We start from the raw sequence: 25,150 nt of genomic DNA on the forward strand, positions 1-25,150 counted from the left end.
GCGCCGCGACGGATCCACCTTTCGCGAGGAACGGAGAGAACTCCAGCATGCACAACGATCACGGGCTCAACCGCCGCGACTTCCTGGGCCTGACCGCAGCGGCCGGTGCCATCGCCGTGCTGCCCGGATGCACCGGCGGATCGGTCGTCCCCGCGGCCGGGCCGCCGCGGTCCGGCGGTCGGTTGCGGGCGGCGTTCACCGGCGGCGGAGCGGCCGAGGTGCTCGACCCGCACGAGACCGACCTCTACATCGAGATCGCTCGGGCCAAGGCGCTGTTCGACAAGCTCGCCGAGTACGGCTCAGACATGTCCCCGCAGCCCCGGTTAGCAGCGCACTGGGAGGCCAGCCAAGACCTGCTGACCTGGCGAATCACGTTGCGGCAGGCTGCTTTCCACGACGGGCGGCCGGTGCGCGCCCGCGACGTGCTGGCCAGTTTCGCGCGGATCGTGGAACCCGGCAGCAGCCGCCGCGCCAAGGCCAGCCTGTCGGTGATCGACCTCCCAGCCAGCCGCGAGATCGACGATCGCACCGTCGAGTTCCGCCTCAAGCAGCCCTACGCGGAATTCCCCAACGCCCTGGCCACCCTGGGCGCCTACATCATCCCCGAGGGCACCACCGACTTCGACCAGCCGGTGGGCTCCGGCCCGTTCCGGTTCGTCTCCTTCGCACCGGGCCGCAACTTCGTGGTGCGGCGCAACCCCGACTACTGGGAAGGCCCGCCGCATCTGGCGGAGTTGGAGATCGTTGTCGCCAACGACGAGGCCGCGCGGGTGAACGCGCTGCTCGGCGCGCAGCTCGAATACGCCCACGACCTGACCCCGACCAGCGCCCGCACCCACCAGAACAGCGGCCAGGTGCGGGTGCACCGGCTGCCGCTGAGCAACTTCCACGGCCTGGCCATGAAAACCGATCGGCCGCCCTTCGACCGGCCCGAGCTGCGCCAGGCGATGTTCCACCTGGTCGACCGGGACGAGCTGGTCAGGTCGGTGTTGCAGGGTTCGGGGCAGGTCGGCAACGACCTCTACGGCAAGGGCTACCGCTACTACGCCGACGCGCTGCCGCAGCGCACCCAGGACCTCGACCGGGCGCGAGCGCTGGTCCGGCAGGCCGGTGCCGAAGGGCTCACGATCGACCTGGACACCTCCGACACCTCCACCGGGCTCAAGGAAGCGGCGCTGGCCATCAGCGACCAGGCCAGGCAGGTGGGGCTGAACCTCAACGTCCGGCTGGGCAACAAGGACACCTACTGGTCCGACATCGCCAAGGACGGCGTGCTCGCCAGCTACCGATCCGGTGCGATGCCGCTGGAGTCGCACATCGCGCAGCGGCTGCTGACGACCTCGACGACCAACAACACCAGGTGGCAGCGCCCGGATTTCGACGCCCTACACCAGCAAGCGCAGTCCACATCGGACGATGCCAGGCGCGAGCAGCTGTACTTCCAGATGCAGGACCAGCTCTTCCGCGAGGGCGGATTCCTGTGGTGGGGCGTGTCGGACTGGATCGTGGCCTCGGCGCCGAACGTGGGCGGCATCGACGACCGGGCCCCGGCCAACACCCTGGACTGGGCCCGCTTCGACAAGGTGTGGCTGGCATGACCGGTTACGTCCTCCGGCGGGTGCTGCTGGGCGTCGTGCAGGTGCTGCTGGTGATGGCGGTGGTGTTCTTCCTGACCGAGGCGCTGCCCGGTGACGCGGCGGTGACGATTGCCGGGGACAACCCGGATCCGGCGATCATCGCGCTGCTGCGGGAGCGGCTGGGCCTGGGCGAACCGGCTTGGCAGCGCCTCGGCGAATGGCTGCTCGGTGCGCTGCACGGGGATTTCGGCCAATCGCTGGTCGGCCCCCGCGCGGTGGCCGACATCATCGCCTCGGCCGCGGGCCCCACCCTGCTGCTCGCCGCGCTGACGCTCGTGCTGCTGGTGCCGCTGTCGGTGGCGCTGGGCATGCTCGCCGCGCACCGCGAGGGCAGCCGAGCGGACCGGTTCATCACCAGCAGCACGCTCGGCCTCTACGCGGCGCCGGAGTTCGCGATGGGTGTGCTGGTGGTGACCGTGTTCGCGGTGCAGCTGCGCTGGTTCCCACCCACCGCGGTCGGAACCACCTCGCTGCTGGGCAATCCAGCGGTTCTGGTCCTGCCGGTGTTCGTGCTGCTGCTGCGGCCGATCTGTTCGCTGAGCCGACTCGTGCGGGCGGGCATGATCGAGGCGCAACGAGCCGAGTACGTCCGCCACGTCCGCAGGCTCGGCCTCTCGCCGATCCGCGTCCGCTTCGCGCACGCACTGCCCAACGCGGCCGCACCAGCGGTCCAGCAGCTGGCGCGAACCACCGACTGGCTGATCGGCGGCGTGCTGGTGATCGAGGCGATCTTCGTCATCCCCGGTCTGGGAACCACCCTGGTGGCGGCGGTTTCGGCGCGCGATCTGCCGGTGATCCAGGGCCTGTCGGTGGTGCTGGCGGGCACCACCGTGCTGGTCAACCTGGCCGCCGACATCGGTGCCCGCGTGCTGGCCCCGGCTTCGGAGGCGGGCAGGTGAGGAAGTACGCGCTACCCACCGCGCTGGTGGGCGTACCGGTTCTGCTGGCACTGCTGGGACCGCTGTTCGCCTCCGGCGACACGGCCAAGGACGTGGCCTTCGCGTTCGGCGGTGGGCACTGGTTCGGCACCGATTTCGTCGGCCGCGACGTGTGGAACGAGGTGCTGCTCGGTGGGCACACCCTGGTGCTGGCGGCCGTGACGGCAACGGCCTGCACCTACCTGCTTGCGGTGCCGCTGGGCCTGGTGGCTGGGCTGACGAAGAACCGCGTCCTCGACGAGGTGCTGATGCGGCCGCTGGACCTCGTGCTGGCCATCCCGTCGATGCTGATGCTGTTGCTGCTCGCCTCGATCGCGCCCGACGCGACCTGGGTGCTGATCGGGATCGTCACGTTGATCAACCTGCCGGACGTGGTCCGGATCAGCCGCGCGGCGGCGCTGTCGCTGGCCAGCCGTCCCGCCGTGGAGGCGATGCGGCTGCAAGGCGAAAGCCGCTGGCGCATCGGGGTGGGTTACGCGTCCCGCGCGATGCGGCGGACCCTGGCCGCCGACCTGGGCACCCGGTTCACCGGGGCGATCTACCTGGTCGCCTCGGCGAGCTTCCTCGGCGTCGGGATCTCCCCGCAGGCCAGCGATTGGGCGGCGATGGTGGACCGCAACCGAACCGGCCTGTTCATCCAACCGTGGGCGGTGGCGCTGCCCGCGCTGCTGATCCTGCTGCTGTCGGTGGGCGTGAACCTGGCCTTCGACCGGTGGCTGCGGGAACGTCGTCTGGAGGCCCGGTGACCGTCGTGCACGTCCGGAACCTCACCGTCGCCGTCGGCGACCACGAGATGGTGTCCGGGGTGTCGTTCACCCTGGCCGCCGGTGAGGTGACCGCGCTGGTCGGCGAGTCCGGCAGCGGCAAGACGACCGCCGCCTTGGCGCTGCTCGGCGATCACCCGACCCGGGCGCGCGTCAGCGGGCAGGTCGAAGTCGCCGGTGTCGCGGTGGATTCCGACCACCCGCCCCGTCCCGGCCTGGTCGGTTACCTCCCGCAGCACCCGGCCGCGGCGTTGAATCCGGTCCGCCGCATCGGCCCGGTGCTGCACGAGATCGCCCGCCGACACGTCCGCGCCGACACCCGCGCGAACCGCAGGCGGCTGGTCCGGGCGCGGGTGCTCGAAGCGCTGCGGCGAGCACAACTGCCCGACGGCGAGCGGTTGCTGCGCCGCTACCCGCACCAGCTCTCCGGCGGGCAGCAGCAGCGCGTCGTGCTGGCGCACGAACTCGTCGGCCAGCCGCGCGTCGTGGTCGCCGACGAACCGACCACCGGCCAGGACGCGGTGACCCGAGGCCGCCTCATCGAGGAGCTGAGAGCGGTTGCGGCGCAAGGCATCGCGGTGCTGCTGCTCACTCACGACCTCGACTTGGTGCGCGCACTGGCCCACCAGGTGCTCGTGATGAACGCTGGCGGCATCGTGGAATCCGGTCCAGCTCGGGAAGTGCTCAGCGCACCCCGGCACGGCTACACGAAACGCCTGATCGCCGCGCACTCCGAACCGGCGGCCGAAGAAGTCGCCGTAGAAGTCGGGCGACCGCTGCTGACGGTGCGGGGCATGACCGCCGGTCACGGCCGGGTGGACACGCTGCACGGCGTCTCGCTGGACATCCGCGCGGACGACCGGCTGGCGGTGGTGGGCCGCTCCGGTAGCGGCAAGACCACGCTGGCCCGCTGCATCGCGGGACTGCACCCGCACCGCACGGGCGAGATCCGGCTCGCGGATGCGGTGCTGCCGCCGCGACTGCGGCGACGTTCCCGCGACCAACTGGCCCGGATCCAGTACGTCTTCCAGGACGCCCGCGCGTCGTTCAACGAGTTCGTCCCGGTGCTCGACCAGATCGCCCGCACCGCCGAACGACTGCGCGGTGCGAGCGGAGCGCAGGCCCGCGCCCGCGCGGTCGAAGGCATGGCCCGGCTGGGCGTCCCGGAATCCGACGCGCGACGCCTGCCCGGCTCGCTGTCCGGCGGTGAACTTCAGCGGGCCGCCCTGGTGCGCGCTTCGCTCAGCGATCCGGACGTGCTGATCTGCGACGAGATCACCTCCGGCCTCGACGCGTTGACCCAGGCCGATCTGCTCGACGTGCTGCGCCAACTGCACCGGGACACCGACTGCGCCCTGGTCGTGATCACGCACGACCTCGGGGTGGTCACCGGCCTGGCGAACCGAGTCCTGATCATGCACGACGGCGAAATCGTCGAACAGGGCCCGGCAACTGGCGTCCTGGCCAGCCCGACACACCCGGCAGCGGTAGAACTCGTCGAAGCGGCAACGAGAATCGCCACCCGTTCCCCAGCGACCTGACGGTGTTCTGAGGCAGTCAGCGCCCCGGGCTGAGCTGGGCATGTGCCGTCGTGCTGCGCGAAATCGCCGGTCCTACCGGGTGCGTCAGAGCCTCCCGGCTATCTTGGTCGGGGTGACGCGCACCGCCGTGATTTCGCGGCGATCGGCGCCGGCTTCCGGGGTGTCCTCGATGTGCTCGGCGTATGCCTTGCCGACGTACTTGATCGACAATTCGTCCCGCAGTTGGCGAACTCCGACTGACTCGAAGGTCGCGATGCCGCTGATCGCGGCGTAGGTGTACGGCGCGTCCGGGGGAGAGACCAGCACGCTGACCCGCGGATCGCGCCGCAGGTTGCGTTCTTTGCGGCTGCCGATGGCCGACATGAACAGCACGTCGTCGCCGTCCCGCTGCACCCAGACCACCGACTGCTGCGGACTGCCGTCGGGCTGGATCGTCGCCACCATCGCGAAGACCGGCGAATCGAGCAGCTCGGCGAGCTTCGTCATCGATACGGTCACGTCAGTACTCCTGTCGGTTCAGGTTTGAGCGCTTGTCGTTGTTCGCGGCGGCATTGGCGAGCAGGTGGGTGGTCCTGGTGTGCAGTCGCGCAGCGGCTGCCTGGTCGAAGCCGGGGCCGTCGAGGCTGATCGGCGTGCCCGTCACGAAGGCGCTCAACGGCTCGCGGGGTGGTTCGTCCAGCACGGCGAGGATCGGCACGATGGCTTGTTCCACCGGTTTGCCGCTGGCGCGCAGTGCTTCGACCCGCGTGCTCATCTCCGCGTCGTACTCCCCGGCGAAACCGGTGCTGACGAGGCCGGGGTGGAACAGCACGTAGTTGACCCTCCGCGACGCCGCGTTGGCGGTGAACCCGACGCCGAGCAGGTCGTTGAGCGGACCGCTCTGCGCGAGCGCGGCCGAGCCGTCGTACCCATCGGCGAATCCCAGGTCGTGCCAGCGGATCTCACCGTCCGAACCCGGTCCCGCGATGTTGAGGATGACCGGGGTGTCGGCGGCGTCGAGCAGATCGGTCATCTCGTAGCTCAGCACGAAGCGGTTCAGGTAGCACAGTGCGAAGTTGCTCTCGAAGCCCTCGGCGGTGACCGACCTGGTGGACCGGAAGAACCGGGCGCACAGCACCAGCGCGTCGACCTTCGAGAGTTTGGTCCGGATCTCGGCGATGGCCTTCCTGGTCTCGCCGATCAAGCTCAGGTCGGCGAGCACGAAGTGCGCGCGATCGCCTGCGCCCAACCGCGCCGCGGTGTCCAGGAAAGCCGCGCCCTTCTCGGCGTTGCGCCCGATGATCGCTACTTCGTCGCCGCGTTCCAGGTAGCTGCGGGCGAGTGCCTTCCCGATGCCGTCCGTGCCACCTGTGATGACGAACGTTCGCACGAAAGCTCCTTCGGGACTCGGATCGGATTGAACCAGCAAGTTCATCATTGTGTCCGAATCAGTAATATACGAACTTTCTGGTGTCGTCAACTGAACTATCCAGTACAGAGTTGTGGTGGGATACGATGTGGCCGTGAGCGCAGCGAGCACGTCAGCCGCGGCGGGGCGAAGCACCTCGCGCGGGCGCATCGACAAGCGCCAGGCGATCTTGGACGCCGCGCTGCGGGTATTCGCCCGCGAGGGATACGGCCAGGCCGGTGTGGACGTGATCGCGGCGGAAGCGGGTGTCGCCAAGCCCACCGTGTACAACCACTTCGGAGACAAGGAGAACCTGTTCCGGCAGGCGATCGCGGCCGACTCCGACCGGGCCTTCGCGGAGAACATGGCGGTTGTCGAGCGGCTGCGCAGCGACGGCGCCGAGGTGCGTCAGCTGCTGGAGCAGGTCGGTTTCCGGCTGCTCCAGTGCTACTGCGACGAGCGCTCCTGGGCGCTGCGTCGGCTGCTCTACGCCGAGCTCTCCCGGTTCCCCGACTTGCTCGACATCGTCCGGGGCCGCGCGGCGGATCCCATCACCGAGGCGTTGGCCGACCGGCTGGCCCGGCTGATGCTGGCCGGTCGCCTGCGCAACTGCGATCCGACCGAAGCCGCCGAGCAGTTCGCCGCTTTGCTCACCGGCCCGATGGAAGGGCGGGCGCGATTTGGCACCCGCCAAGTTCCCAAGGCCGAGCTGCGCGCCGTGACGGCAGCCGCGGTCCGAACCTTCCTCCAGGCCTACGCGCCGGAGCCCGGCTAGGGCGGTCTCAAAGTCCCGCAATCTGACCGCGGTCCGGGCGCAGGAGCTCGTGACCCCCACAGCGTGTCGTCGGCTTCGCTCCTTTCCCGCGCACTGTGACAAGCGTCCAGCAAGGCGGCGGACCGGATCTGTTCATGTGCGGTAAATCTGCCCGGCGCCCTCGCCATGCAGACTCCACCGGTATTTCGGGAGAGCGGACGGGACGGGTACAAGTGGCACATTCGGTGGATCGGCGAAGCCTCCTCACTCTCACCGGTGGTGCGCTGGGTGCGCTGGCGCTGACGGACTTTCCGCAGGCGTCCGCGGCGGAGCTGGACCCGGCCCCGTTCACACTCGGTGTCGCCTCCGGCGAACCGGACCACACGAGCGTCGTCCTGTGGACCCGGCTGGCGCCCGATCCGCTCGACGCCGCGACCGGCGGGATGCCGGCGCAGCCGGCCCCGGTGCGCTGGTCGGTGGCTGGCGACGAAGGCTTCCGGCAGGTGATCGCGTCCGGCGAGGTCACCGCCGAACCCGAAGCGGCGCACACCGTTCGCGTGCTGGTCGGCGACCTCGCGCCCGACCGCTGGTACTGGTACCGGTTCGAGGCAGCGGGCACGCGAAGCCGCACCGGGCGCACTCGCACGCTGCCGGCGCCGGGCACGAAGCCCGACCACCTGCGGTTCGCGTTCGTCTCCTGCCAGTCCTGGGTAGGCGGGCCGTACCCCGCGTACCGGGACCTGTCCGAACAGGACGTCGACTTCGTCGTCCACCTCGGCGACTACATATACGAGACCACCGGCGGCAGCCTGTCCGAGTTCCGGCGGCTGCACGCGCTGTACAAGACCTCGCCGGACCTGCGTGCCGCACACGCGCGCTTCCCGTTCTTCCTGACATGGGACGACCACGAGGTGCAAAACAACTACGCCGGCGCGGTGGCCGGCGGTGCGGGCGACGGGCGCCCGTTCCTCGAACGCCGGGCCAACGGGTACCAGGCGTACTACGAGCACCTTCCGATGCGCCCGCAGCAACGCCCCGACGGGCCGGACACGCTGATGTACCGGCGGATGGACTTCGGGCGACTCGCGCAGTTCAGCATCCTCGACACCCGCCAGTACCGATCCGACCAGGCCCTCGGTGACGGCCGGAAGGAGCCGACCGGCGAGGTGTACGACCCGGCCCGGACGATGACCGGGCCCGTGCAGGAGCAGTGGTTGCTGGCCGGACTCGCCGCGTCGAAGGCCACCTGGAACGTGATCGGCCAGCAGACGATCATGGCGCAGTTCGACTACGACCTGGGCCCGGGACAGATCGTGAACCTGGACCAGTGGGACGGCTATCCTCCCGCCCGCGCCCGCATCCTCGACTTCATCGCCGCCCACCAGCCCGCCAACCCGGTCGTGCTCAGCGGTGACTGGCACACCCACTGGGTCAACGACCTCAAGACTGACTTCAACGACCCCGCTTCGCCCACGATCGCCACGGAGTTCGTCGGGACGTCGATCTCCTCGGGCGCAAGCTGGGACGCCGACGTGCGACAGGGCCTGCCGACGAACCCGCACGTCAAGTTCTACAACGGCACCTACCGCGGCTACGTCCTCTGCGACGTCACGCCGCAGCGGTGGCGAAGCGATCTGCGCATCGTGCTCAAAGCCAGCGACCCGGCCTCGCCCGCGTACACGATCGCCGCGTTCGAAGTCCGCGACGGCGTGCCGGGCGCACAGCGGGTCGACGACGGCGACGGCCTCGTCGGTCACGTCACCGACCGGGCAACCGGTGCGCCGCTGGTGAACGTGGAAATCACCGTCACCGACAGCACCGGGACCGTCGTCTCCCGCACCACCACCGACCCGTCGGGCGACTACGTCACATTCGTCCCTCCGGGCGCGTACACGGTGAACGCCAACGGCGTCGGCTACGAACTGGCCGCCGTTGCCGCGACGATCGGCGCGAACGGGCAGACGACGATGAACTTCCCCCTCGCCCGCGCGACGGCACGCGCGCAGACCGGCCGCCTCGTGCCGGGTCCGCAGTCGGAAGCGTCCACATCAGACATCGTGCTGTCCAACGACATGCTCGCGCTCGCGGTTTCCGCTGGCACGAACGATTCGCAGCTGTCCGGCGTCACCGTCGGCAAGCCCCTCGACGTCGCCGCGGTGGGGCACCTCGACCAGATCGACTGGCTCAACCTGCCCTATGCCTCCGCGACGCAGCCTCGCGGCAGCAACGCCTGGCAGCAACGGACGGTGCGCACCACCACCGTCGAAATCACCTCCCCCACCACCGTGCGGGCCTCGGGCGCCAGCGTCGCCATCCCGGACATCGAGGTGGTCACCACCTACAGCATCACCACCGGCGACTGGTGGGTCACCGCGGAAAGCGTGTTCACCAACCGTGGCGCCACCGCACACACCCTCTGGATCGGTGACGTGCTCGACCACGACGGCGCCGGGCAGCGCAGCGGCGTCGCCGGCCACGGCACGATCACGCTGTCCGCTCCGGCCGACTTCACCCCGGCGGCGGCGTGGATCGGCATGACCGGCTCCGACCGCCAGACCTACGGGCTCGTCTACGAAGACACCGCGTTCCTCGCCTACGCGTGCGGGATCTGGGTCATGAGCCAGCGTCAGATCGCCCTGGACCCGGGAAGCAGCTGCACCCTCCGGCGCCGCATCGTTGCCGTCGACAACGGCGCCGCCGCCGATCCCTTCGCCGTGCTCGGCGAAATCCGGTGATCGCGCAGCGCCCCCTCCCACGAAAGGACCCCAGGAAAAAGAGTCGCATCGACGAGCCCACTTCGCCTGTGCTGAGCAGACGGAACGTGCTTGTGCTGGGCGGACTCGGGACTGCGGCCACGATCATGGGCGGCGCTGTCGCCCAGCCCCGCGCGGCAGCCGCTGCCCCGGCCTACCTCGACCACCCGTTTACGCTCGGCGTCGCTTTGGCCTGTTAGCCGATCAGGGGCCGACGTGGATGTGGGCGGCCCACAGCCTCGGGTCCTGCGGGTGCTGTTGGCGCAGTGCGCGCACCACGCGGTGCAGGGCGATGGCCGCGCTGCTCGGATCCAGGGCGCCGTCGTCGTCCATGTCGGTGTAGAGGGCGTCGATGATCGTCGTGCCGTCCTCGACAGGCCACAGTGGACCGACGACGTGCTTGAAACCGGCGTGTTGCAGCAGCGGCAGCAGCAGGGCGATGGTGTCCGGCGGGACGCCCTGCTCCACGGTGACCTGGTTCGCCGCGAGGTAGGCGAACTCAGCCGGGGTCCGCAGCTGCGCGATGTCGCCGAGGAAGATCGGTGTGCCATCGGTTCCGGTCAGGCGACCCGAAGCGCAGTCGTGCGCGCGTTGCGTGCCCTGGCAGGCGAAATGGACCGGTCCGGGTTCGGTCAACGCGGTGAGCACCGTGGCGCGCGTCGGCTCGGTGAGTTCGAGGACCTTCGTGGACGGCCACCGCTGCGCCAGCAGGCGAGCCTCGACGGGTGCGGAGGCGCGACTGCCGAGCACCACCCGCGGATCGCGGCGCGGTTCGACCGGGAACTCCGCTTGGCGCGCGTGCAGCAGCGATTGCAGCGTCGGCGTGTAGGAGGGCACGGTGCGTTCCAGGACCGACAGCCCGGTGCCCGGGGCGCCGTCGGCTCCGGCGGCGTGCAGCGGCAAGAAGGACGCCGGGCCGGTCGGGCACCACCAGATGCGGGGCCACGGCTGGTTCTCGGCGGGCGGTGCGCCATAGGTGGTGACGTAGTAGTAGCTGAGCACGTTGAACACCGGGTCGGCCACCGATTGCCAGATCCAGTCCAGCACTTCGCGGATGTCGGCCGCGCTGCTGGCCTCCAGCAGCAGGCGGGTGTACTTCGTGGTGTTGCGGACGTCGACGCTCGGCAGCGACAGGCCGATCACCTCACCGGCGGTGACCAGCAGCGCGTCCGAGCCGTAGGCGCTCACGTTCACCAGCACCACAGGACCCTCGGCGGCTGCGGCGCTGAGCCGCTCGAACGCGGGCGGCTCCAGGTAGTGCTCGAAGCTGGGGTGGGTGCGGACCTCGGCCACCAGCTCCGTCCAGCGTTCGGCGAGGTCGCGCTGCCGATCCGCCGATTTCCGCCGCGTCGCCGCCCCGACGACGTTGTGGGGCAGGTAGTCCAGCAGGCGCCGGATGCGTCGCAGATCTGTTGCGAGGGCGGGAAGTTCGTCGGTAAGCGCGGTCTGCTCGTCGCGGTTTCCCAACGCCTGCGCGAGCAGCAGGCTGCGGCCGTGTTCCAGCAGTTCGACAGCCTGCTTGGGAACACCTTCGCGCACCACGCAGGCCACCGCGTCGGCGACCATGGTGGTCAGCTCGTACCGCCGCGCGGCATCCGGGACCGGCCCGAACCTGCTCACCAGCGGCAACAGCGCCATCGCGGCTTTGAACATCGCCGCCGCCTCGTCCCACTTGCCCGCCTCGGCGGCGAAGTGCCCGGCCAGCGTCGCGGCTCGCATCCGCGTTCCGGCCGGTGCGGTGCGCAGCTCCGCGGCCTCGTGCAGCACGGTGTAGCCGAGTCGGTAGGTGCGGCGGCGGTTGTGCTTGGACTGTTGTTGCAGGGCGTTGCCCAGTTCGACGGCCACCGCGGCGCGCTCCGGATCTTCTCCGGGCATCGCCTCCAACACCCGCCGGTACATGGCGATCGCGGTGTTCATCTCGGCTTTGGCATGCGAATGCTCGTGATCGTGCATCGCCACCTGGCCGCGCTGCATCCAGTAGCCCCACCGGACCGGACCGTCGGCGGGTGCCAGCCGATCGAGTTCGTCCAGCGCCACGGCGGCCCGGTCGAGATCGCCGGTCGAACCGGCGTGTTCGAAGCGGTGGATCAGGCAGTTCACCAAGGCCCGCAACGCACTACTGCGGTCTTCGTTCAGGTCGTCGGCGCTGGCGGCGGCCTTGTCCGCGAAGTCGACCGCGGCATCGAGCGTGCGCCCGTCCCGGGTGACGGTGAAGCGGCGGCTCAGCAGTTCGCTGAACGACAGCAGCACGGAAGCGCGTCGAGGGTCGTCGGCGCGCAGGCGGCTCAACAACCGGTTGATCATGTCGATCGCGAGGTCCAGGGCGCTGCGTTCGCCCGTGGCGTCGAAGTGCTCGACGGCCGCGCCGCCCAGGTGGAACAGCAGGGTCGAGACGGCTTCGTCGCCGCGCGCGGTGTCGCCCGCCGCCCGGTACAGCACGTCGACCGCATAGCGGAGGTCCTCGGGGTCGCCGTCCTCGTCGAAGCGCAACCGCAGCGCCAGACCGAGGCGACTCAGCGCGAGCCGGGACTGCGCTCCGGCGGGCAACGCCTCGGCGGCCTCGTAGAGCAGTTGCACCGCGGCATCGAGCTTGTCGACGTCGTTGTCGCGCCGGAACCAGTTGACCAGGGTCGTACCGACGCGCAGCAGCAGCGACGGTCGCTCGGGCAGATCCAGCGGCGCTTCGAAGGCCGCCTCGCGCAGTACCGTGACGACCTCGTCCTCCTCGGTACCGGTGAGCTTCCCGCGCAGGCGCAGCGCGTCGACGAGTTGGAGCAGCGCGGCGACGCGGGGCTGGGAACCGTGCGGGGAGAGTTCGGCGGCCTGCCGGGCGGCCGTCGCGGCCTCGTCGACCAATTCCGACTGCTGGCTGCGCCGCCCCTGTTTGAGCAGGGCGAGGCTGAGATTGGACCAGTAGAGCGGGAGTTGCGGATCATTGCGCCGAGCCGAGTCCAGCGCTTCGCGGTAGTACCTGATCGCCTCCAGCAGATCACTTGATCGGCCGGTGGCCTCGAACCACAGGTGCATCGCGTTGCCCAGGTTGTTCACCGCGGACGCGCGTTGTGCGCCGTTGGGCGGAATCGTCTCGACGAAGTGCGACAGCGCCTCGGTGGTTTCCGGGAGTCCAGCGAGATCACGACTTCGCACCATGTGTTGGAGCGCGGCGATGGCCGCGTCGTAGTTCGCTGGCTGCGGACGTCCCGCAGAGTCGATCATCAGGCTCCGCTTCATTCCTAGTGCGTGTGCGTGACAGGTGACTAGAGTGGTCCGATTCGGGTGCTTTGACATCCGCCAAATGGTGGGTGCCTTACCCCGAAACTTGATCAATCGGGCAATGCCGACACGCAGCGTAGTTCGGCGCAGCGAAAATGCCTGGAAACGCCCGGGTGCAGTCCCCCCGACTGCTGCACCGCCTACCCGACATAAATCGCCTTGACCGGCCCGCCACCGTACGACATTTCGAGATGTAATACCTTACACCCGAGGTTGCTTGGAGAACCCGTGCCTGGCGAACCTGGCTCGTGCCCCGATGTGCGTCGACTAAGGGGATCGAAGACGTTCCGCACGACCCTGCCGGGCATGGTGAGCAGACTTTGGCGCGCCCACGCGATTGACGAAGTCGCGTTGGAGCGCGCATTGCCAGTTCAGCGTTGAACCAGTCGAACCTTGACCCAGTTGAACGTTGAATCAGTTCGGCGGTGAATCGGTCAGCGGCCTGTGGCGCGAGGGCGCCGGATCGGTCGGTCCGATAACAGTGCCAACGTCCCAGCGCGCTCCGAGGCACCGTTTTCCGCAGCGGCGGAGCGGATGAATTCGGCAGCGATCGAATTTTGGTAGGAAGGGAAGCAGTGTCAGTTCAAGAATCCAACGTGGACATCGCAGAGGTCGCAGCGGTGGCGGACCCGGCGTCGAGCGAGTTCTCCATCGCGGAGACCGAAATCGACATGGATGAGAGCCACCTGGTGCGCGGCTACAACTAGCCCGTGGTGCGGCTGCGGTCGTCGCGTTCGAGATCAGTCCGGAATGGACGTCCGCAGCTGGTCAACCGGTCGCGGTGTGGTTGATCAGCTGCGCCGCGAGGTCTGGGATGTCGCGAGCGATGACGTCCCAGACGCCGGTGGCGTGCAGGTCGGTGCGCTGGCTCGGCCCGTACTCGTGCGGCCGCGCGACGAAAGCCGTGCGCAGGCCCAGGTGCTGCGCCGCCGCGAGATCCGAGTTGTGCGCCGCGCACAGCATGACCCGCTCCGGTGGCAGGTCGAGCAGCCGGGCGGTGCCGAGGTAGGCGTTCGGATCCGGCTTGTAGCTGCGGGTCACATCGGAGCCGATGATGACGTCCCACGGCAGGTCGGCGTGCTTGGCCATGTTGGTCAGCAGCGCGACGTGCCCGTTGGACAGCGGGCCGATGATGAAGTGCCGCTTGAGCTCGGTGAGTCCGGCGACGCTGTCCGGCCAGCCTTCGAGCCGGTGCCAGGCCCGGTTGAGCCATTCCAGGTCGGCCGCCTCGATCCGGTCGATGGGCAGGTCCATCTCCCGCGCCGTGGCGATCAGGTTCTCCCGGTGCAGCTCGTCCAGCGTGACGAACTCCCGGGCGCCGCTGCGGATGGGTTCCATGGCCGGTTGGTAGTGGGCACGCCACCGGAGCGCGAATTCCACCGGGTCGACGTCGAACCCGTAGCGGAACGCGATGGCCTCCACGGCCTCCGCGACACCGGACTTCCAGTCGACGACGGTGCCGAAGGTGTCGAAGAGGACGGCGTCAACGATCTTCCTCGACGGCCCCGCGGGCTCCGGTCCCACCGACATCGCTGGACCTCCCGTTGCTCAGCCACGCCGCGCGCGACGGCCCGTCGACCAGCGAGCGTAGCAAGAAGGCCGGGCAAGATGTAGGTCCACGGCGGCGGCGACCCCGGTGCGTCGGGATCGAGATGGAGTCCAATGTGGAATGTCTGCGGCGGAGCATCCAGCCGGTGCCGGTGGACCGGCCGGTCGGGCAGCGCACACGACACTGGTGCGCTGGCCGAACTGGTGCATTGGCGACGTGGATCCGGCCCGGTGCGAGTCGGGGTTCGACACCGGGCCGGGGTCTGCTGGGTGCGGCGTCTACGGGGTCGCCGCCTGTCGGCTCTTGAGGATCTCGTTGCACGACATGCAGGTGGGGGCGGTTCGCCAGTCCATTTCACTTGGCTCGGCCATCGCGACCTCGGTGCCGCAGACGGTCAGGTCCATCGACTGACCGGCCCAGCGTCGACCCCGGAAGGCGTGCCGCTCGAAGACCCCTGTCTCGGGATTCGGGGTGGGCATCCAGTAGTGCGGTTCGGTCTGCCGGACGCCGATCACGATGCTGCTTCCCGCCTGGCGGCGGGCTGAAGGGCACGCGGGACGGTGCTGGTGCCCTTCGGGAACCGGGTGATCCTCAAACGCTCGCCCTCTCGGTCACGCTGGTGCCTTCGGAGGGTTGAAGTATGGAAAACCGCCAGTGCGCATTTCAAGCAATCCACGCAATTTTCCAGGCAGTACAACCCGAATGGCCCAGTGGGGTGCGATGGGTGCGTCACTCAGTACGGCTGTCTGAGTTGCGAGCCAGGCCAACACTTGACCGAATGCGTGTATTGCACAGACGATGCATGAGTCTTCCGAACAAGGAGGAGCACGTGAAGTTGACCTTCCAGGGCACGACGTCGCACGCCGGTACCTGCCCCACGCTCTACAGCACCGACCGGGGAACCTACGTCGTCCAGGGCTACAAGGTCACCGATCCCGAGGCTATTGCCGCGTTGCGGGAGCGCGGCCTTCCCGACCACGAGACAGCGGTGGAGATTCCGGTCGCACTGCTCGCCTTCGCGCCCAAGGCGACTCCGTGAATTCCTGGGTGTTACCGGGCGCGGAGTTCGACGAACTCCTGCGCTCCTTCCGGTATCGGGCGTGGCGGTGGGAATGCCAGGGCACCTACCGCCAGCCCGCCGAAGTCGAACCCTGGCGCCGCTGGCGGGCCGGTGAACCCGACGATCTGGCCTGGCTGCGGCCCTGGCTGGACGAAGTCGCCGCCGCGACCAGCGCCGGCCGGACCGTCGCCCGGGTCCGGGTGCTCCACGAACCGCCCACCGAATACCAGCGGTGGCAGCTCGATGTCAGCCCGGCGAACATCGCCGCGGGTGAGGACATGCGGGTGCTGACCAAGTCCAAGGCCCGCGCACTGGCTCTGCCGCTCCGTGACTTCTGGCTCTTCGACGAAGTCCAGGTCGCGTTGATGCACTTCGAGAAACAGCGATTCGCCGGTACCGAGATCATCGTCAGTCCGGAGGAGGTGAACCGTTATCGGGTCTGGCGGGACATCGCATGCGATCATGCGATTCCGTTCATGACTTACTTGCAGGTCCTGACCCAGAGGCGCCGATGACCGATTTCGACACGCGCCGCTTGGCATTCGGCGACGCGCTGCGTCGGCTGCGCCTGGCGGCCGGGCTGTCCGGCAAACAGCTCGCGCACCGAGCCGGGTGGACGCCGTCCAAGGTCTCGCGGGTGGAGACGGCGAAGCAGTCGGTCTCCGACGCGGACGTGGTCGCCTACTGCCGGTTGACCGACGCCGCCGACGGTGTCGAGGCCGAGCTCCGCCAGGAGCTGCGCGAGATCCGCATCGAGGCGGCGAGCTGGAAACGCCAGCTGCGCACCGGAAATCGCGCCCGGCAGGAGTACGGCGAGCGGCTTGAGGAGAAGGCCGACCGGATCCGGCTGTTCGAGATCGCGCTCGTGCCGGGCCTGGTGCAGACCGCCGAATACGCGCGCCACGTCTTCGAAACGGTCGCCGACCTGCATTCGAGCACGCCGGATGTCGCCGCGTCCGTCGAGGCGCGGATGTCCAGGCAGACCGTGCTCTTCCGGCCCCGCACGGCTGTCGAGGTGGTGTGTTCGGAAGCCGCGTTGCGGCACCCGATCGCCCCGCCCCAGGTGATGGCGGCCCAGCTCGACCGGCTGCTGGCACTGGCTGGCATGTCGACGCTGCGGCTGGCGATACTGCCGCTGGACGCACAGCTGACGGTGGTCCCGCTGCACGGTTTCGTGATCATCGACGACCTCGCGCTGGTGGAGACGGTCAGCACGGAGATGACCGTGACCGATGCCGACGACCTGGCCAGGTTCCACCGCCTGTTCGACGCGCTGCTGGCCGCGGCCCTGGAAGGCGCCGCGGCCCGCGCCTTGCTGCGTCGGCTGATCGCGCACTACCTCGATGACCAACCCGAGCCTGGGAACGGTCACTAGCGCTGGAACCCGTGGCGATGGGCGGCTGCGGCGATCGCCGCGGCGAGCGCGGCGAGGGCCGTCGTGATCCACGGCAGCGGGGCCGCGCTGTCGGCCGCGTCGAGCGCTGCGCCGCCCAGGTATGCGCCACCGGCGATCGCGACGTTCCAGACCGTGATGGTCAGCGACTGCGCCACGTCGCCGTCCCGGCCCGCGACCCTGGCCGCTGCCGACGGGAACATCGTCGGCGCGCCGCCGAAGGCCAAGCCCCAGAGGGCGACGGCGGCGAACAGCACGACCGGCATGCTGGCGGCCGAGCCGATCAACGCAACCGCGACGGTGATCAACAGCGTCGCGGCCAGGACCAGCAGGCGCAGGTGGCTGTCGATCGCCGCGCCCACGATCCAGATGCCGAGCACCGAGGCGATCCCGAAGGCCAGCAGGACCGCGCCGAGCAGCCCGACCTGCCCCGAGTCGGCCAGCACCGGACCGATGTAGGTGTAAAGGATGTTGTGCCCGAGCACCAGGACGAACGTGGTGGCCAGCACGGCGGGAAAACCGCGGCTGGTGAGGACTTCCCGGGTGCCGGAGCGGCGTTGCCCCGGTTGTCCCGGCAGCGGCGGGACCTTCCAGAGCACCCACCAGACCAGCGCGGCGGTGATCGCGGCCATGGCGCCGAAGGCGTAACGCCACCCGACCAGTTCTCCCAGCATCGTCCCGGCCGGAACGCCGACGGCGAACCCGATCGGGGTGCCCACCATCGCGATCGCCAGCGCCCGCCCGGCGCGCTCCGCCGGGACGATCCGCATCGCGTAACCGGCGATCATCGCCCACATCACCCCGGACACCGCCCCGGCCAGCACCCGCGCCACCAGCGTCAACGGGTACCACGGCGAGATCGCGGTGACGCCGTTGACCACGGCGAACCCGAGGATCAGGCCGAGCAGCAGCGCGCGCCGCGGCAACCGCCGGGTCAACGCCGTCAGCGGCACCGACGTCGCGGCGGTGCTGATCGCGTACACCGACACCAGCTGTCCGGCCTGCGACTCCGAAACCCGGAGATCGGAGCTCATCGAGAGCAGCACCCCGGCGGGCAGCGTCTCGGTGAGGCAACCGATGAGAACAACGGTCGCGAACGCCGCCAGCGCACCCAGCGGCAGCTTCGCGCTCGAACCCGCCTCGCGGGCTCCCACATCCAAAGCCATGTGCCCACCCTGAGGTCCTCACACAAATGTGAGGGCAAGCGATGCGCGAGTGATTCGGCGCACAGGGTGCGGCCTGGATAATGAGCCCATGCGGATCGGTGAGCTCGCGGACCGGACAGGGGTGTCCGTCCGGCTGCTGCGGTACTACGAGGAGCAAGGCCTCATCAGGCCGAGCCGGGACGATCTCGGGCATCGCAGCTACCCCGAGGGCTCCGTGGACCGGGTGCTGAAGATCCGCGGCCTGCTCGACTCCGGGATTCCCACCCGGATCATCCGCGACATCCTGCCGTGCTTGAACAAACCCGGCGCCATTCAGATGCGCATCGTCGCCCCGGAGATGCTCGCCAACCTGGAACGGGAACGGGAGAACATCCAGCGGCGCATCGATGCGCTGACCGCGAACCGGGAAGCGATCGACGATTACCTGACGCAGGCCCGCCCCCGGCTGCGCCGCGAATAGTCCACTGTGGAAGTCACGCGGGCTGGCGCGCGCTGATCCAGAGCACCGGGCCGCTTTGGTGGGTGTGCACCGTTTTCATGCCGGTGTCGTGCAGGCATTCGGCGAGTTCGGCCGGGTCGAAGAAGGTCAGGCCGGAGCGGTCGCCGAACAGCGTCAACGCCTGGTGCAGCAGCCCGCCGCGCGGGGTCGGCACCATGACCGCCAACCAGCCGCCGGGGGCGAGCTGCCGCGCCATCCCAGCCAGGACCGCGTGCGGTTCGGGGATCAGCTGCAGCGCGGCGACGCTGGTGACCAGGTCGAACGTGCCATCGGGGAACGGCAGTTCGCGTGCGTCGGCGCGAATGAATCCGACATTCCCGGCGGTCTCAGCTCGGGCGGCCCGCGACAGCATCGGGTGGGAGACGTCGACGCCGATCGCGAGGCCCGTCGGGCCGACGGCCCGACCGAGCTTGCCGGTGATGTTCCCAGGGCCGCAGCCGATGTCGAGCACCCGTCCACCGGTGGGCGGACGCGTGCGATCAGGCAGCCGGTACCACGTCGGGAGCATCCGCCGCGCCAGCGATTGCGCGTGGTCGTAGAGGTTCGAGCCGAGATCGGACTCCCAGAACGATTGCACCGGACCGGCGGGCTGCTCGGGCTGGTCGCCGAGCAGGTCCAGGTATCCGTGGCTGAAGTCGGGTTGCTCGGGCGCGTGCGTCAGCAACGGCAGAATCCGGGTGAACACCGCTGGCACGGACTGCTCGGTCATGCACACCTCCCGCTGGGAAACCACGAAGGGCAGCGGCTTTCGACGATATCGGTACCCGGCGTAGGTCCGCAGGCGGGGACGCCCAACCGTCCACACGCGCCGGTGTGGACCAATTCTCGGCACGGGTGGGCGGGTTGCTCGGGGTCGCTGAAAATGCCTGGTCCGAGGTCTTCACAGCGGTGCTGCTCGCGGGAGAGTATTTCAGTTCGAACGGGAAGGAGCGGTGCGGGTCCGAGATGGGTGACAGCCAGCTGCAGCGGATGGCCGGAGACATCGGCCGGTCCGTCGCGATCAACGCCCCGTCGGCCCACCTGGTGCGTGCGAGCCGCCGCACCGGTGTTGGGGACGAGGTGCGAGCGATCCTGCGATGTGACCCGGGTAGTGCGGTAATCGGGCACGCGCACCGCCTCCCGAGTGGACGCGGTCCGGCGTGATCCCGGCAGCCGTCTAGATCAACCCGACCGGCCACGAAGGAGTAGCCAATGTCCACTGTCGCCAGCTCGCCGCCCACCGCGGTGCCCAGGTCCCGGATCGCCGCGGCGAGTTTCATCGGCACCGCGATCGAGTTCTACGACTTCTACATCTACGGCACCGCGGCGGCGCTGGTGTTCGGGCACCTGTTCTTCCCCACCTTCTCGCCGCTGGCGGGCACGCTCGCGGCGTTCGCCACCTTCGGCGTCGGGTTCGTCGCCAGGCCGGTGGGCGCCGTGGTGTTCGGCCACTTCGGCGATCGCGTCGGCCGCAAGACGATGCTGATCGTCTCGCTGCTGGTGATGGGGACCGGCACGGTGGCCATCGGTCTGCTGCCGACCTTCGAAACGATCGGTGTCGCCGCACCGATCCTGCTGGTGACCTGCCGATTCCTGCAGGGCTTCGGGCTCGGCGGGGAATGGGGCGGCGCGGTGCTGCTGGCCACCGAGTACGCGCCGAAGAACCGGCGCGGTCTGTGGTCGAGCTTCCCGCAGGTCGGACCGGCGATCGGCTTCATCTTCGCCGGGCTGGCCTTCCTGGTGCTCGGCGGGACGATGCCGGAGGCGGCGTTCGACTCCTGGGGCTGGCGGGTGCCGTTCCTGGCCAGCGCCCTGCTGATCATCGTCGGCTACTACATCCGGATGAGGATCGCCGAGACGCCGGTGTTCGAGAAGGCGATGCGGGAACACGAGAAGGCCAAGGCGCCGATCGTCGAGGTCTTCAAGCGCCAACCCCGGACCCTGGTGCTGGCCACCTGCTCGTTCATCCTCGCGCACACGCTGTTCTACACGATCACCACGTTCGCGCTGTCCTACGGCACCGAGGTGCTGGGGCTGAACAAGAACATGCTGCTGATCTGCTCGATGATCGCGGCCGCGGTGATGGGCATCGCCACCCCGATCCTGGCGGTGTACTCCGACCGGGTCGGTCGCCGCCGGGTCTGCCTCGCTGCCGCGGTTCTCGCGATCCTGTGGGCGTTCCCGCTGTTCGCCCTGATCAACACCGGGCAGCCGGTGCTGGTCGCCGTCGGCATGTCGGTTGGCCTGATCGCCTTCGCCGCGCTGTTCGCCCCGATGGGCGCGTTCCTGCCGGAGCTGTTCGCGACCCGCTACCGCTACACGGGTGCGTCGGTGGCCTACAACGCCAGCAGCATCGTCGGCGGTGGGGTCAGCCCGATCCTGGCGACCCAGCTGATCGCCTGGACCGGCTCGTCGCTGCCGATTTCGGCCTACCTCGCGGTGATCGCCCTGATCTGCGCGGTGTGCGTCTGGTTCATGCGCGAAACCCACACCGCCGACCTGACGGCCGAACCAACCGTGTCCTGACGCCGGTGGCTGGGCGTGACCGTTTCTCGCCGATCATGACCAGCCACCGCGGTTCGGATTTCCGGAACAAGGGCGGCATTCCAAGATCGATCATCCACTTCGGACAATTACGGCATCGGCCACGTGGAGTGTGGCGATGGCGGCGCCGTCCGGACGCGCCACGGCGCGACCTGCTGGATCAGCGGGTCGTCGACGGGCGGGCCGATGGGGCGTTGTGGACGTCGCGGATCTCGTGCTCGCCCGAAGGGTGACCGATGATCATCTCGTCGGCTATTCCGGTGAACAGGCCGTTTTCCACCACGCCGGGGATCCAGTTCAGCTGGCCGTCGAGGGCGAGCGGATCCTTGATGACCCGCAGGTGCGCGTCGATCAGGTAGTTGCCGCTGTCGGTGACCACCGCCTCGCCGTCGCGGGTGCGCAGCCGCAGGTCGGGGTCCGGGTGGCCGAGGCGGGTGAGCAGGCGGGCGATGGAGCGGCGGGTGGACTCCCAGGAGAACGGGATCACCTCGATGGGCAGCGGGAACGCGCCCAAGGTGTCGACGAGCTTGGTGTCGTCCACGACGGCGACCAACCGCTGCGAGGCGTCGGCGACGATGCGCTCCCACAGCAGGCACGCGCCGCCGCCCTTGATCATGTTGCCGTCGTGGTCGATCTCGTCGGCGCCGTCGATGGTGAGGTCCAGCCGCCGCACCTCGGCCAGCGTGGTCAGCGGCACGCCCACCTCGATGGCGAGATCGCGGGTGCCCGTCGAGGTGGGCACGCCGACGATGTCCAGCCCATCGGAGACGGCGGCGCCGAGCGCCCGGACGAACCAGTGCGAGGTGGTGCCGGAGCCCAGTCCGAGCTTCATGCCGTCGCGGACGTAGGCGTCGATCGCGGCGGTGCCAGCCGCCCACTTTGCCCTGTCCTGCTCGGTGTTTGGTCGCATGCTCCCTCTCCTGTGGACGTCAGGACGCCGCGGCGTCCTGGAAAACCGGTTCGAGGTGTTCGTAGAGGCGGCGGTGCCTGGCGAAGGTGGCGTCGTAGACCGCGGCGTTGGCCGGATCAGGGGTGAACGTGCGCTCCACGGCGACCGCCGCGAGCGCCTCTTCGAGGCTGTGCCACCGACCCGCGCCGACCCCGGCGATCAACGCCGCCCCGTACGCGCCACCTTCGGCGGCGCCGGTGACCGTCACGGTCTCGTGCCCGAGCACGTCGGCCAGCATCTCCAGCCACAGCGGTTCGTTGGTCGCGCCGCCGGAGGCGACGATGCGATCGCACGCCAGCCCGGCCTGGCGGCAGACTTCGAGGATTTCCCGCAGATTCAGCAGCACACCCTCCAGCACGCTGCGCGTCAGATGGGCCACGCTGTGCCTCGGGGTCAACCCGACCCAGCTCGCGGACGCTTCGGGCGCGATGTGCGGCGAGCGCTCGCCGAGCAGGTACGGCAGGAACAGCAGGCCCTCGGATCCGGGATCGACACCCCGTGCGAGTTCGATCAACTGCGCGAAGGTGACCGGTTGGGCGGGCGCGAGCGCGTCGCGAAACCACTGGAACGCGCCGCCAGCGGCCAGCGAGACGCCCATGATGTGCCAGCGACCGGGCGCGTTGCCGCAGGAGACCTGGACGCGGCCGTCGGGGTTGTCCGGGCAGGAGGCCGTGCCGCCCGCGACGATTCCGGCGGTGCCGATGGTGAAGCCGACCGGGCCGGGTTCCACCAGTCCCATCGCGGTGGTCTGCACGACCGCGTCCCCGCCACCGCCGAAGACCCGGGTGCCTTCGGGGATGTTCCAGCGCGCGGCGAGTTCCGGCCGAACCGAGCCGGTCTCGTCGGTGGACTCCACGACGTCGGGCAGCAGCGCCGGGTCGACGTCCAGCAGACCGAGCAGCTGCTTGGACCAGTTCCGGTTGGCCACGTCGAACAGGCCGGTGCCCGAGGCGTCGGAGACGTCGGTGAGGTGGTTGCCGGTCATGCGCAGGCGCAGGTAGTCCTTGGGGTTGAGGATGTGCGCGGTGCGCGCGTAGACCTCGGGTTCGTGCTCGCGCAGCCAGATGATCTTGCCACCGGTGAATCCCGGTAGCATCCGGTTCTGCGTCATCCGCAGCAGGCCGTCGAGCCCCCCGGCGCGTTCGGTGATCCAGTCGCACTGCGGTGCCGAGCGCTGGTCGTTCCAGAGGATCGCGGGCCGCAGCGGCGTGTCGGTGGCATCCAGCGCGGTCAACCCGTGCATCTGTCCACAAAGGCCGATTCCGTCGACCTCCTGGCCGCCGCGGGGAAGGTCAGCGGTCAGCGCGCTGATCGCGGCATCGGCGGCGCGCCACCACCGCACCGGATCCTGCTCGGCCCAGCCCTGCCGGAGGTTGATCATCGGGTAGTCGCGGCTCTGCTTGGCGACCACTTCGCCGGTTTCGGAGACCGCGACCGCCTTGCAGGTCGAGGTGCCCAGGTCGATGCCGATCAGCATGGTGACGGCGTCCTTCCGCGCGCCTCATTGCGCGCCGTGGCGGAGTCGGATGTGTTTGAGCTGCAAGTACGATTCGAGACCTTCGTGGCCGTGCTCGGAGCCGAAGCCGCTTTCCCGTCGCCCGCCGTAGGGTGCGTTGATGATGCCCGCGTCGACGTTGTTGACCGCGACGTTGCCGAAGTCGAGCTCGCGGGCGAGCGTGAACGTTTCGTGCGTGTCGTTGGTGTAGGCGTAGGCGGCGAGCCCGCCCGGTGCCGAATTGGCCCGGCCGATCGCGTCGTCGAGATCGGCGAACGGGGCCACACCCACCAGCGGACCGAAGGTCTCCTCGTGCATCACCAGCGCCGCGTCCGGTGCGTCGGCCACCACGGTCGGCCGCAGGAACAGACCGGGGGAGAGGTCGTCGACCGGCCCGCCACCAGCCACGACGGCCGCACCGTGCGCGCGTGCGTCGGCGATGTGATCCAGAGTTCGCTGGTAGGTCTCGGCCATCGTCAGCGCGCCGACGTCGGCCGAGGGAACGCGGAGTCCGTCGGCGACCTTCAGCGCATCGGCCGCCGCCGCCAGCCCGTCGACGAACTCGTCGTACACGCCCTCCTGCACGTAGATGCGGTTGATCGCGATGCAGATCTGACCGGCGTTGCGGAAGGAACGCCGCGCCGCTCCGGCGACCGCCGCCGGGATGTCGGCCCGGTCGGTGACGATCATCGGGCAGCTGCCGCCGAGCTCCAGCGACAGGCCGGTGATCCCGCTGACGGTGCGGAAGATGGCCTGCCCGGTCCGCATCGAGCCGGTGAACGCGACCTTGGCGATCGCCGGATGCGCCACCAGCGCCTGCCCGGTGGAGCCGTCGCCGTAGACGAAGTTGACCACGCCGGGCGGGAACGTCGACTCGACGCACTCCGACAGGACCTGCGCGCAGCCGGGCGTGTACTCCGAGGGCTTGATGACGATCGTGCACCCCGCCGCGGTGGCCCCGGCCAGCTTCCAGCCGATCAGTTCGATCGGGTAGTTCCACGGCACGATCCCGGCGACCGGGCCGATCGGTTCCTTCTCCACGATGCTGGTGAAGCCGGGCGAGTCGTTGGGGATGGTCCGGCCGAAGACCCGCTGCGCCTCCTCGGCGTAGTAGTGCAGCGCGGTGATGAACTTCCGCACCTCGCCGCGTGCCTCGTCCAGCGGTTTGCCCTGCTCCCGGGTGATCGCGGCGGCCATGTCGTCGACCCGCTCGGCACTCGCCCGGGCCAGTTCGTGCAGGTGCTGGGACCGTTCGACCGGCAGGGTCCGCCGCCAGCTCCGGAACGCGGCGACGGCCGCCGCCACCGCCTGCCCGACGTCGTCGGCTGAGGACCGCGGCGCGACGGCGACCAGTTCGGCCGTGGCCGGGTTGTGCCGTTCGATCCGGTTGCCGGAGGTGCCGTGCCAGGCTCCGGCGTAGAAGTTCCGGCAGGTGGTGACGTGGTGCTGGGTTGGCATGCGGATCTGCT

22 protein-coding genes are annotated in these 25,150 nt (G+C 69.4%); 12 read left to right on the forward strand and 10 right to left on the reverse strand.

From position 1 onward, the window contains the following. Positions 1 to 47 precede the first annotated feature (47 nt). Genes ACTWQN_RS32970 through ACTWQN_RS32985 form a run of 4 tightly spaced genes read left to right on the forward strand, consistent with a single transcriptional unit; the run spans position 48 to position 4,880 of the window. Positions 48 to 1,598, forward strand: a complete 1,551-nt coding sequence (locus ACTWQN_RS32970; protein WP_443207548.1) for an ABC transporter substrate-binding protein — start codon at positions 48 to 50, stop codon at positions 1,596 to 1,598. Next, on the forward strand, positions 1,595 to 2,536 hold the full coding sequence (locus ACTWQN_RS32975; RefSeq protein ID WP_443207549.1) for an ABC transporter permease: 942 nt from the start codon (positions 1,595 to 1,597) through the stop codon (positions 2,534 to 2,536). The genes ACTWQN_RS32970 and ACTWQN_RS32975 overlap by 4 nt, the downstream gene beginning before the upstream one ends. Next, positions 2,533 to 3,321: an ABC transporter permease gene (locus ACTWQN_RS32980; RefSeq protein WP_443207550.1), complete on the forward strand. Its 789-nt coding sequence runs from the start codon at positions 2,533 to 2,535 to the stop codon at positions 3,319 to 3,321. Before ACTWQN_RS32975 ends, ACTWQN_RS32980 begins: the two co-directional genes overlap by 4 nt. Beyond that, the gene (locus ACTWQN_RS32985) at positions 3,318 to 4,880 is read left to right on the forward strand and encodes an ABC transporter ATP-binding protein (RefSeq protein ID WP_443207551.1); all 1,563 of its coding nucleotides are present in this window, start codon (positions 3,318 to 3,320) and stop codon (positions 4,878 to 4,880) included. The genes ACTWQN_RS32980 and ACTWQN_RS32985 overlap by 4 nt, the downstream gene beginning before the upstream one ends. Before the next feature lie 84 nt (positions 4,881 to 4,964). Here ACTWQN_RS32985 and ACTWQN_RS32990 read toward each other — a convergent pair whose 3' ends face one another. Both ACTWQN_RS32990 and ACTWQN_RS32995 read right to left on the reverse strand, forming a co-directional pair. Then, entirely contained in the window at positions 4,965 to 5,378 is a 414-nt protein-coding gene (locus ACTWQN_RS32990) for a PPOX class F420-dependent oxidoreductase (RefSeq protein WP_443207552.1), read from the reverse strand. A 1-nt stretch (position 5,379) separates the two neighbouring features. Beyond that, positions 5,380 to 6,249, reverse strand: a complete 870-nt coding sequence (locus ACTWQN_RS32995; protein ID WP_443207553.1) for an SDR family NAD(P)-dependent oxidoreductase — start codon at positions 6,247 to 6,249, stop codon at positions 5,380 to 5,382. A gap of 133 nt (positions 6,250 to 6,382) precedes the next feature. Here ACTWQN_RS32995 and ACTWQN_RS33000 point away from each other — a divergent pair, with 133 nt between their 5' ends. Further along, entirely contained in the window at positions 6,383 to 7,042 is a 660-nt protein-coding gene (locus ACTWQN_RS33000) for a TetR/AcrR family transcriptional regulator (protein ID WP_443207554.1), read from the forward strand. Positions 7,043 to 7,266: 224 nt separating this feature from the next. Beyond that, the gene (locus ACTWQN_RS33005) at positions 7,267 to 9,756 is read left to right on the forward strand and encodes an alkaline phosphatase D family protein (protein ID WP_443207555.1); all 2,490 of its coding nucleotides are present in this window, start codon (positions 7,267 to 7,269) and stop codon (positions 9,754 to 9,756) included. A 222-nt stretch (positions 9,757 to 9,978) separates the two neighbouring features. Here ACTWQN_RS33005 and ACTWQN_RS33010 read toward each other — a convergent pair whose 3' ends face one another. Then, complete coding sequence (locus ACTWQN_RS33010) at positions 9,979 to 12,990, reverse strand: CHAT domain-containing protein (protein ID WP_443207556.1); 3,012 nt, start codon at positions 12,988 to 12,990, stop codon at positions 9,979 to 9,981. 632 nt (positions 12,991 to 13,622) lie between these two features. Between ACTWQN_RS33010 and ACTWQN_RS33015 the strand changes: the two genes are divergently transcribed. Continuing rightward, positions 13,623 to 13,754 (forward strand): hypothetical protein, encoded by a 132-nt coding sequence (locus ACTWQN_RS33015; protein ID WP_443207557.1) that lies wholly within the window; start codon positions 13,623 to 13,625, stop codon positions 13,752 to 13,754. Positions 13,755 to 13,815: 61 nt separating this feature from the next. On the opposite strand, the gene ACTWQN_RS33020 is transcribed toward ACTWQN_RS33015, so the two are convergent. Further along, a complete protein-coding gene (locus ACTWQN_RS33020; protein ID WP_443207558.1) occupies positions 13,816 to 14,577 on the reverse strand; it encodes a haloacid dehalogenase type II in 762 nt (253 codons plus the stop codon). Between the two features lie 297 nt (positions 14,578 to 14,874). Further along, entirely contained in the window at positions 14,875 to 15,111 is a 237-nt protein-coding gene (locus ACTWQN_RS33025) for a hypothetical protein (RefSeq protein ID WP_443207559.1), read from the reverse strand. 287 nt (positions 15,112 to 15,398) lie between these two features. On the opposite strand from ACTWQN_RS33025, the gene ACTWQN_RS33030 reads away from it, so the two are divergent. Genes ACTWQN_RS33030 through ACTWQN_RS33040 form a run of 3 tightly spaced genes read left to right on the forward strand, consistent with a single transcriptional unit; the run spans position 15,399 to position 17,031 of the window. Next, a complete protein-coding gene (locus ACTWQN_RS33030) occupies positions 15,399 to 15,635 on the forward strand; it encodes a hypothetical protein (RefSeq protein ID WP_443207560.1) in 237 nt (78 codons plus the stop codon). Continuing rightward, positions 15,632 to 16,171, forward strand: a complete 540-nt coding sequence (locus tag ACTWQN_RS33035; protein WP_443207561.1) for a DUF6879 family protein — start codon at positions 15,632 to 15,634, stop codon at positions 16,169 to 16,171. Before ACTWQN_RS33030 ends, ACTWQN_RS33035 begins: the two co-directional genes overlap by 4 nt. Beyond that, a complete protein-coding gene (locus tag ACTWQN_RS33040) occupies positions 16,168 to 17,031 on the forward strand; it encodes a helix-turn-helix domain-containing protein (protein WP_443207562.1) in 864 nt (287 codons plus the stop codon). Before ACTWQN_RS33035 ends, ACTWQN_RS33040 begins: the two co-directional genes overlap by 4 nt. Here ACTWQN_RS33040 and ACTWQN_RS33045 read toward each other — a convergent pair. Further along, positions 17,028 to 18,215 (reverse strand): MFS transporter, encoded by a 1,188-nt coding sequence (locus ACTWQN_RS33045; RefSeq protein ID WP_443207563.1) that lies wholly within the window; start codon positions 18,213 to 18,215, stop codon positions 17,028 to 17,030. The two genes, ACTWQN_RS33040 and ACTWQN_RS33045, sit on opposite strands and share 4 nt — an antisense overlap. 88 nt (positions 18,216 to 18,303) lie before the next feature. On the opposite strand from ACTWQN_RS33045, the gene ACTWQN_RS33050 reads away from it, so the two are divergent. Continuing rightward, positions 18,304 to 18,675: a MerR family transcriptional regulator gene (locus ACTWQN_RS33050; protein ID WP_443207564.1), complete on the forward strand. Its 372-nt coding sequence runs from the start codon at positions 18,304 to 18,306 to the stop codon at positions 18,673 to 18,675. 13 nt (positions 18,676 to 18,688) lie between these two features. On the opposite strand, the gene ACTWQN_RS33055 is transcribed toward ACTWQN_RS33050, so the two are convergent. Beyond that, positions 18,689 to 19,423 (reverse strand): class I SAM-dependent methyltransferase, encoded by a 735-nt coding sequence (locus ACTWQN_RS33055; RefSeq protein ID WP_443207565.1) that lies wholly within the window; start codon positions 19,421 to 19,423, stop codon positions 18,689 to 18,691. 482 nt (positions 19,424 to 19,905) lie between these two features. On the opposite strand from ACTWQN_RS33055, the gene ACTWQN_RS33060 reads away from it, so the two are divergent. Next, the gene (locus ACTWQN_RS33060; protein ID WP_443207566.1) at positions 19,906 to 21,219 is read left to right on the forward strand and encodes an MFS transporter; all 1,314 of its coding nucleotides are present in this window, start codon (positions 19,906 to 19,908) and stop codon (positions 21,217 to 21,219) included. A gap of 178 nt (positions 21,220 to 21,397) precedes the next feature. On the opposite strand, the gene rpiA is transcribed toward ACTWQN_RS33060, so the two are convergent. Genes rpiA through ACTWQN_RS33075 form a run of 3 tightly spaced genes read right to left on the reverse strand, consistent with a single transcriptional unit; the run spans position 21,398 to position 25,139 of the window. Beyond that, positions 21,398 to 22,147 carry a ribose-5-phosphate isomerase RpiA gene (gene rpiA, locus ACTWQN_RS33065; protein WP_443207567.1) on the reverse strand — a complete coding sequence of 250 codons (750 nt, stop codon included), beginning with the start codon at positions 22,145 to 22,147 and terminating at the stop codon, positions 21,398 to 21,400. Positions 22,148 to 22,166: 19 nt separating this feature from the next. Further along, on the reverse strand, positions 22,167 to 23,663 hold the full coding sequence (xylB, locus tag ACTWQN_RS33070; RefSeq protein WP_443207568.1) for a xylulokinase: 1,497 nt from the start codon (positions 23,661 to 23,663) through the stop codon (positions 22,167 to 22,169). A gap of 24 nt (positions 23,664 to 23,687) precedes the next feature. Next, the gene (locus tag ACTWQN_RS33075; protein ID WP_443207569.1) at positions 23,688 to 25,139 is read right to left on the reverse strand and encodes an aldehyde dehydrogenase family protein; all 1,452 of its coding nucleotides are present in this window, start codon (positions 25,137 to 25,139) and stop codon (positions 23,688 to 23,690) included. Positions 25,140 to 25,150 lie beyond the last annotated feature (11 nt).

The organism is Saccharopolyspora antiqui (assembly GCF_052246905.1).
GTDB lineage: Bacteria > Actinomycetota > Actinomycetes > Mycobacteriales > Pseudonocardiaceae > Saccharopolyspora.

What these genes read in the sequence shown, in the direction of transcription:
- ACTWQN_RS32970 (WP_443207548.1), top strand. Translation starts at nt 48, where the DNA reads ATGCACAACGATCACGGGCTCAACCGCCGCGACTTCCTGGGCCTGACC.
- ACTWQN_RS32975 (WP_443207549.1), top strand. Translation starts at nt 1,595, where the DNA reads ATGACCGGTTACGTCCTCCGGCGGGTGCTGCTGGGCGTCGTGCAGGTG.
- ACTWQN_RS33010 (WP_443207556.1), bottom strand. Translation starts at nt 12,990, where the DNA reads ATGATCGACTCTGCGGGACGTCCGCAGCCAGCGAACTACGACGCGGCC.
- ACTWQN_RS33020 (WP_443207558.1), bottom strand. Translation starts at nt 14,577, where the DNA reads ATGTCGGTGGGACCGGAGCCCGCGGGGCCGTCGAGGAAGATCGTTGAC.
- ACTWQN_RS33030 (WP_443207560.1), top strand. Translation starts at nt 15,399, where the DNA reads ATGAGTCTTCCGAACAAGGAGGAGCACGTGAAGTTGACCTTCCAGGGC.
- ACTWQN_RS33040 (WP_443207562.1), top strand. Translation starts at nt 16,168, where the DNA reads ATGACCGATTTCGACACGCGCCGCTTGGCATTCGGCGACGCGCTGCGT.
- ACTWQN_RS33045 (WP_443207563.1), bottom strand. Translation starts at nt 18,215, where the DNA reads ATGGCTTTGGATGTGGGAGCCCGCGAGGCGGGTTCGAGCGCGAAGCTG.
- ACTWQN_RS33050 (WP_443207564.1), top strand. Translation starts at nt 18,304, where the DNA reads ATGCGGATCGGTGAGCTCGCGGACCGGACAGGGGTGTCCGTCCGGCTG.
- ACTWQN_RS33055 (WP_443207565.1), bottom strand. Translation starts at nt 19,423, where the DNA reads ATGACCGAGCAGTCCGTGCCAGCGGTGTTCACCCGGATTCTGCCGTTG.
- ACTWQN_RS33060 (WP_443207566.1), top strand. Translation starts at nt 19,906, where the DNA reads ATGTCCACTGTCGCCAGCTCGCCGCCCACCGCGGTGCCCAGGTCCCGG.
- rpiA (WP_443207567.1), bottom strand. Translation starts at nt 22,147, where the DNA reads ATGCGACCAAACACCGAGCAGGACAGGGCAAAGTGGGCGGCTGGCACC.
- xylB (WP_443207568.1), bottom strand. Translation starts at nt 23,663, where the DNA reads ATGCTGATCGGCATCGACCTGGGCACCTCGACCTGCAAGGCGGTCGCG.
- ACTWQN_RS33075 (WP_443207569.1), bottom strand. Translation starts at nt 25,139, where the DNA reads ATGCCAACCCAGCACCACGTCACCACCTGCCGGAACTTCTACGCCGGA.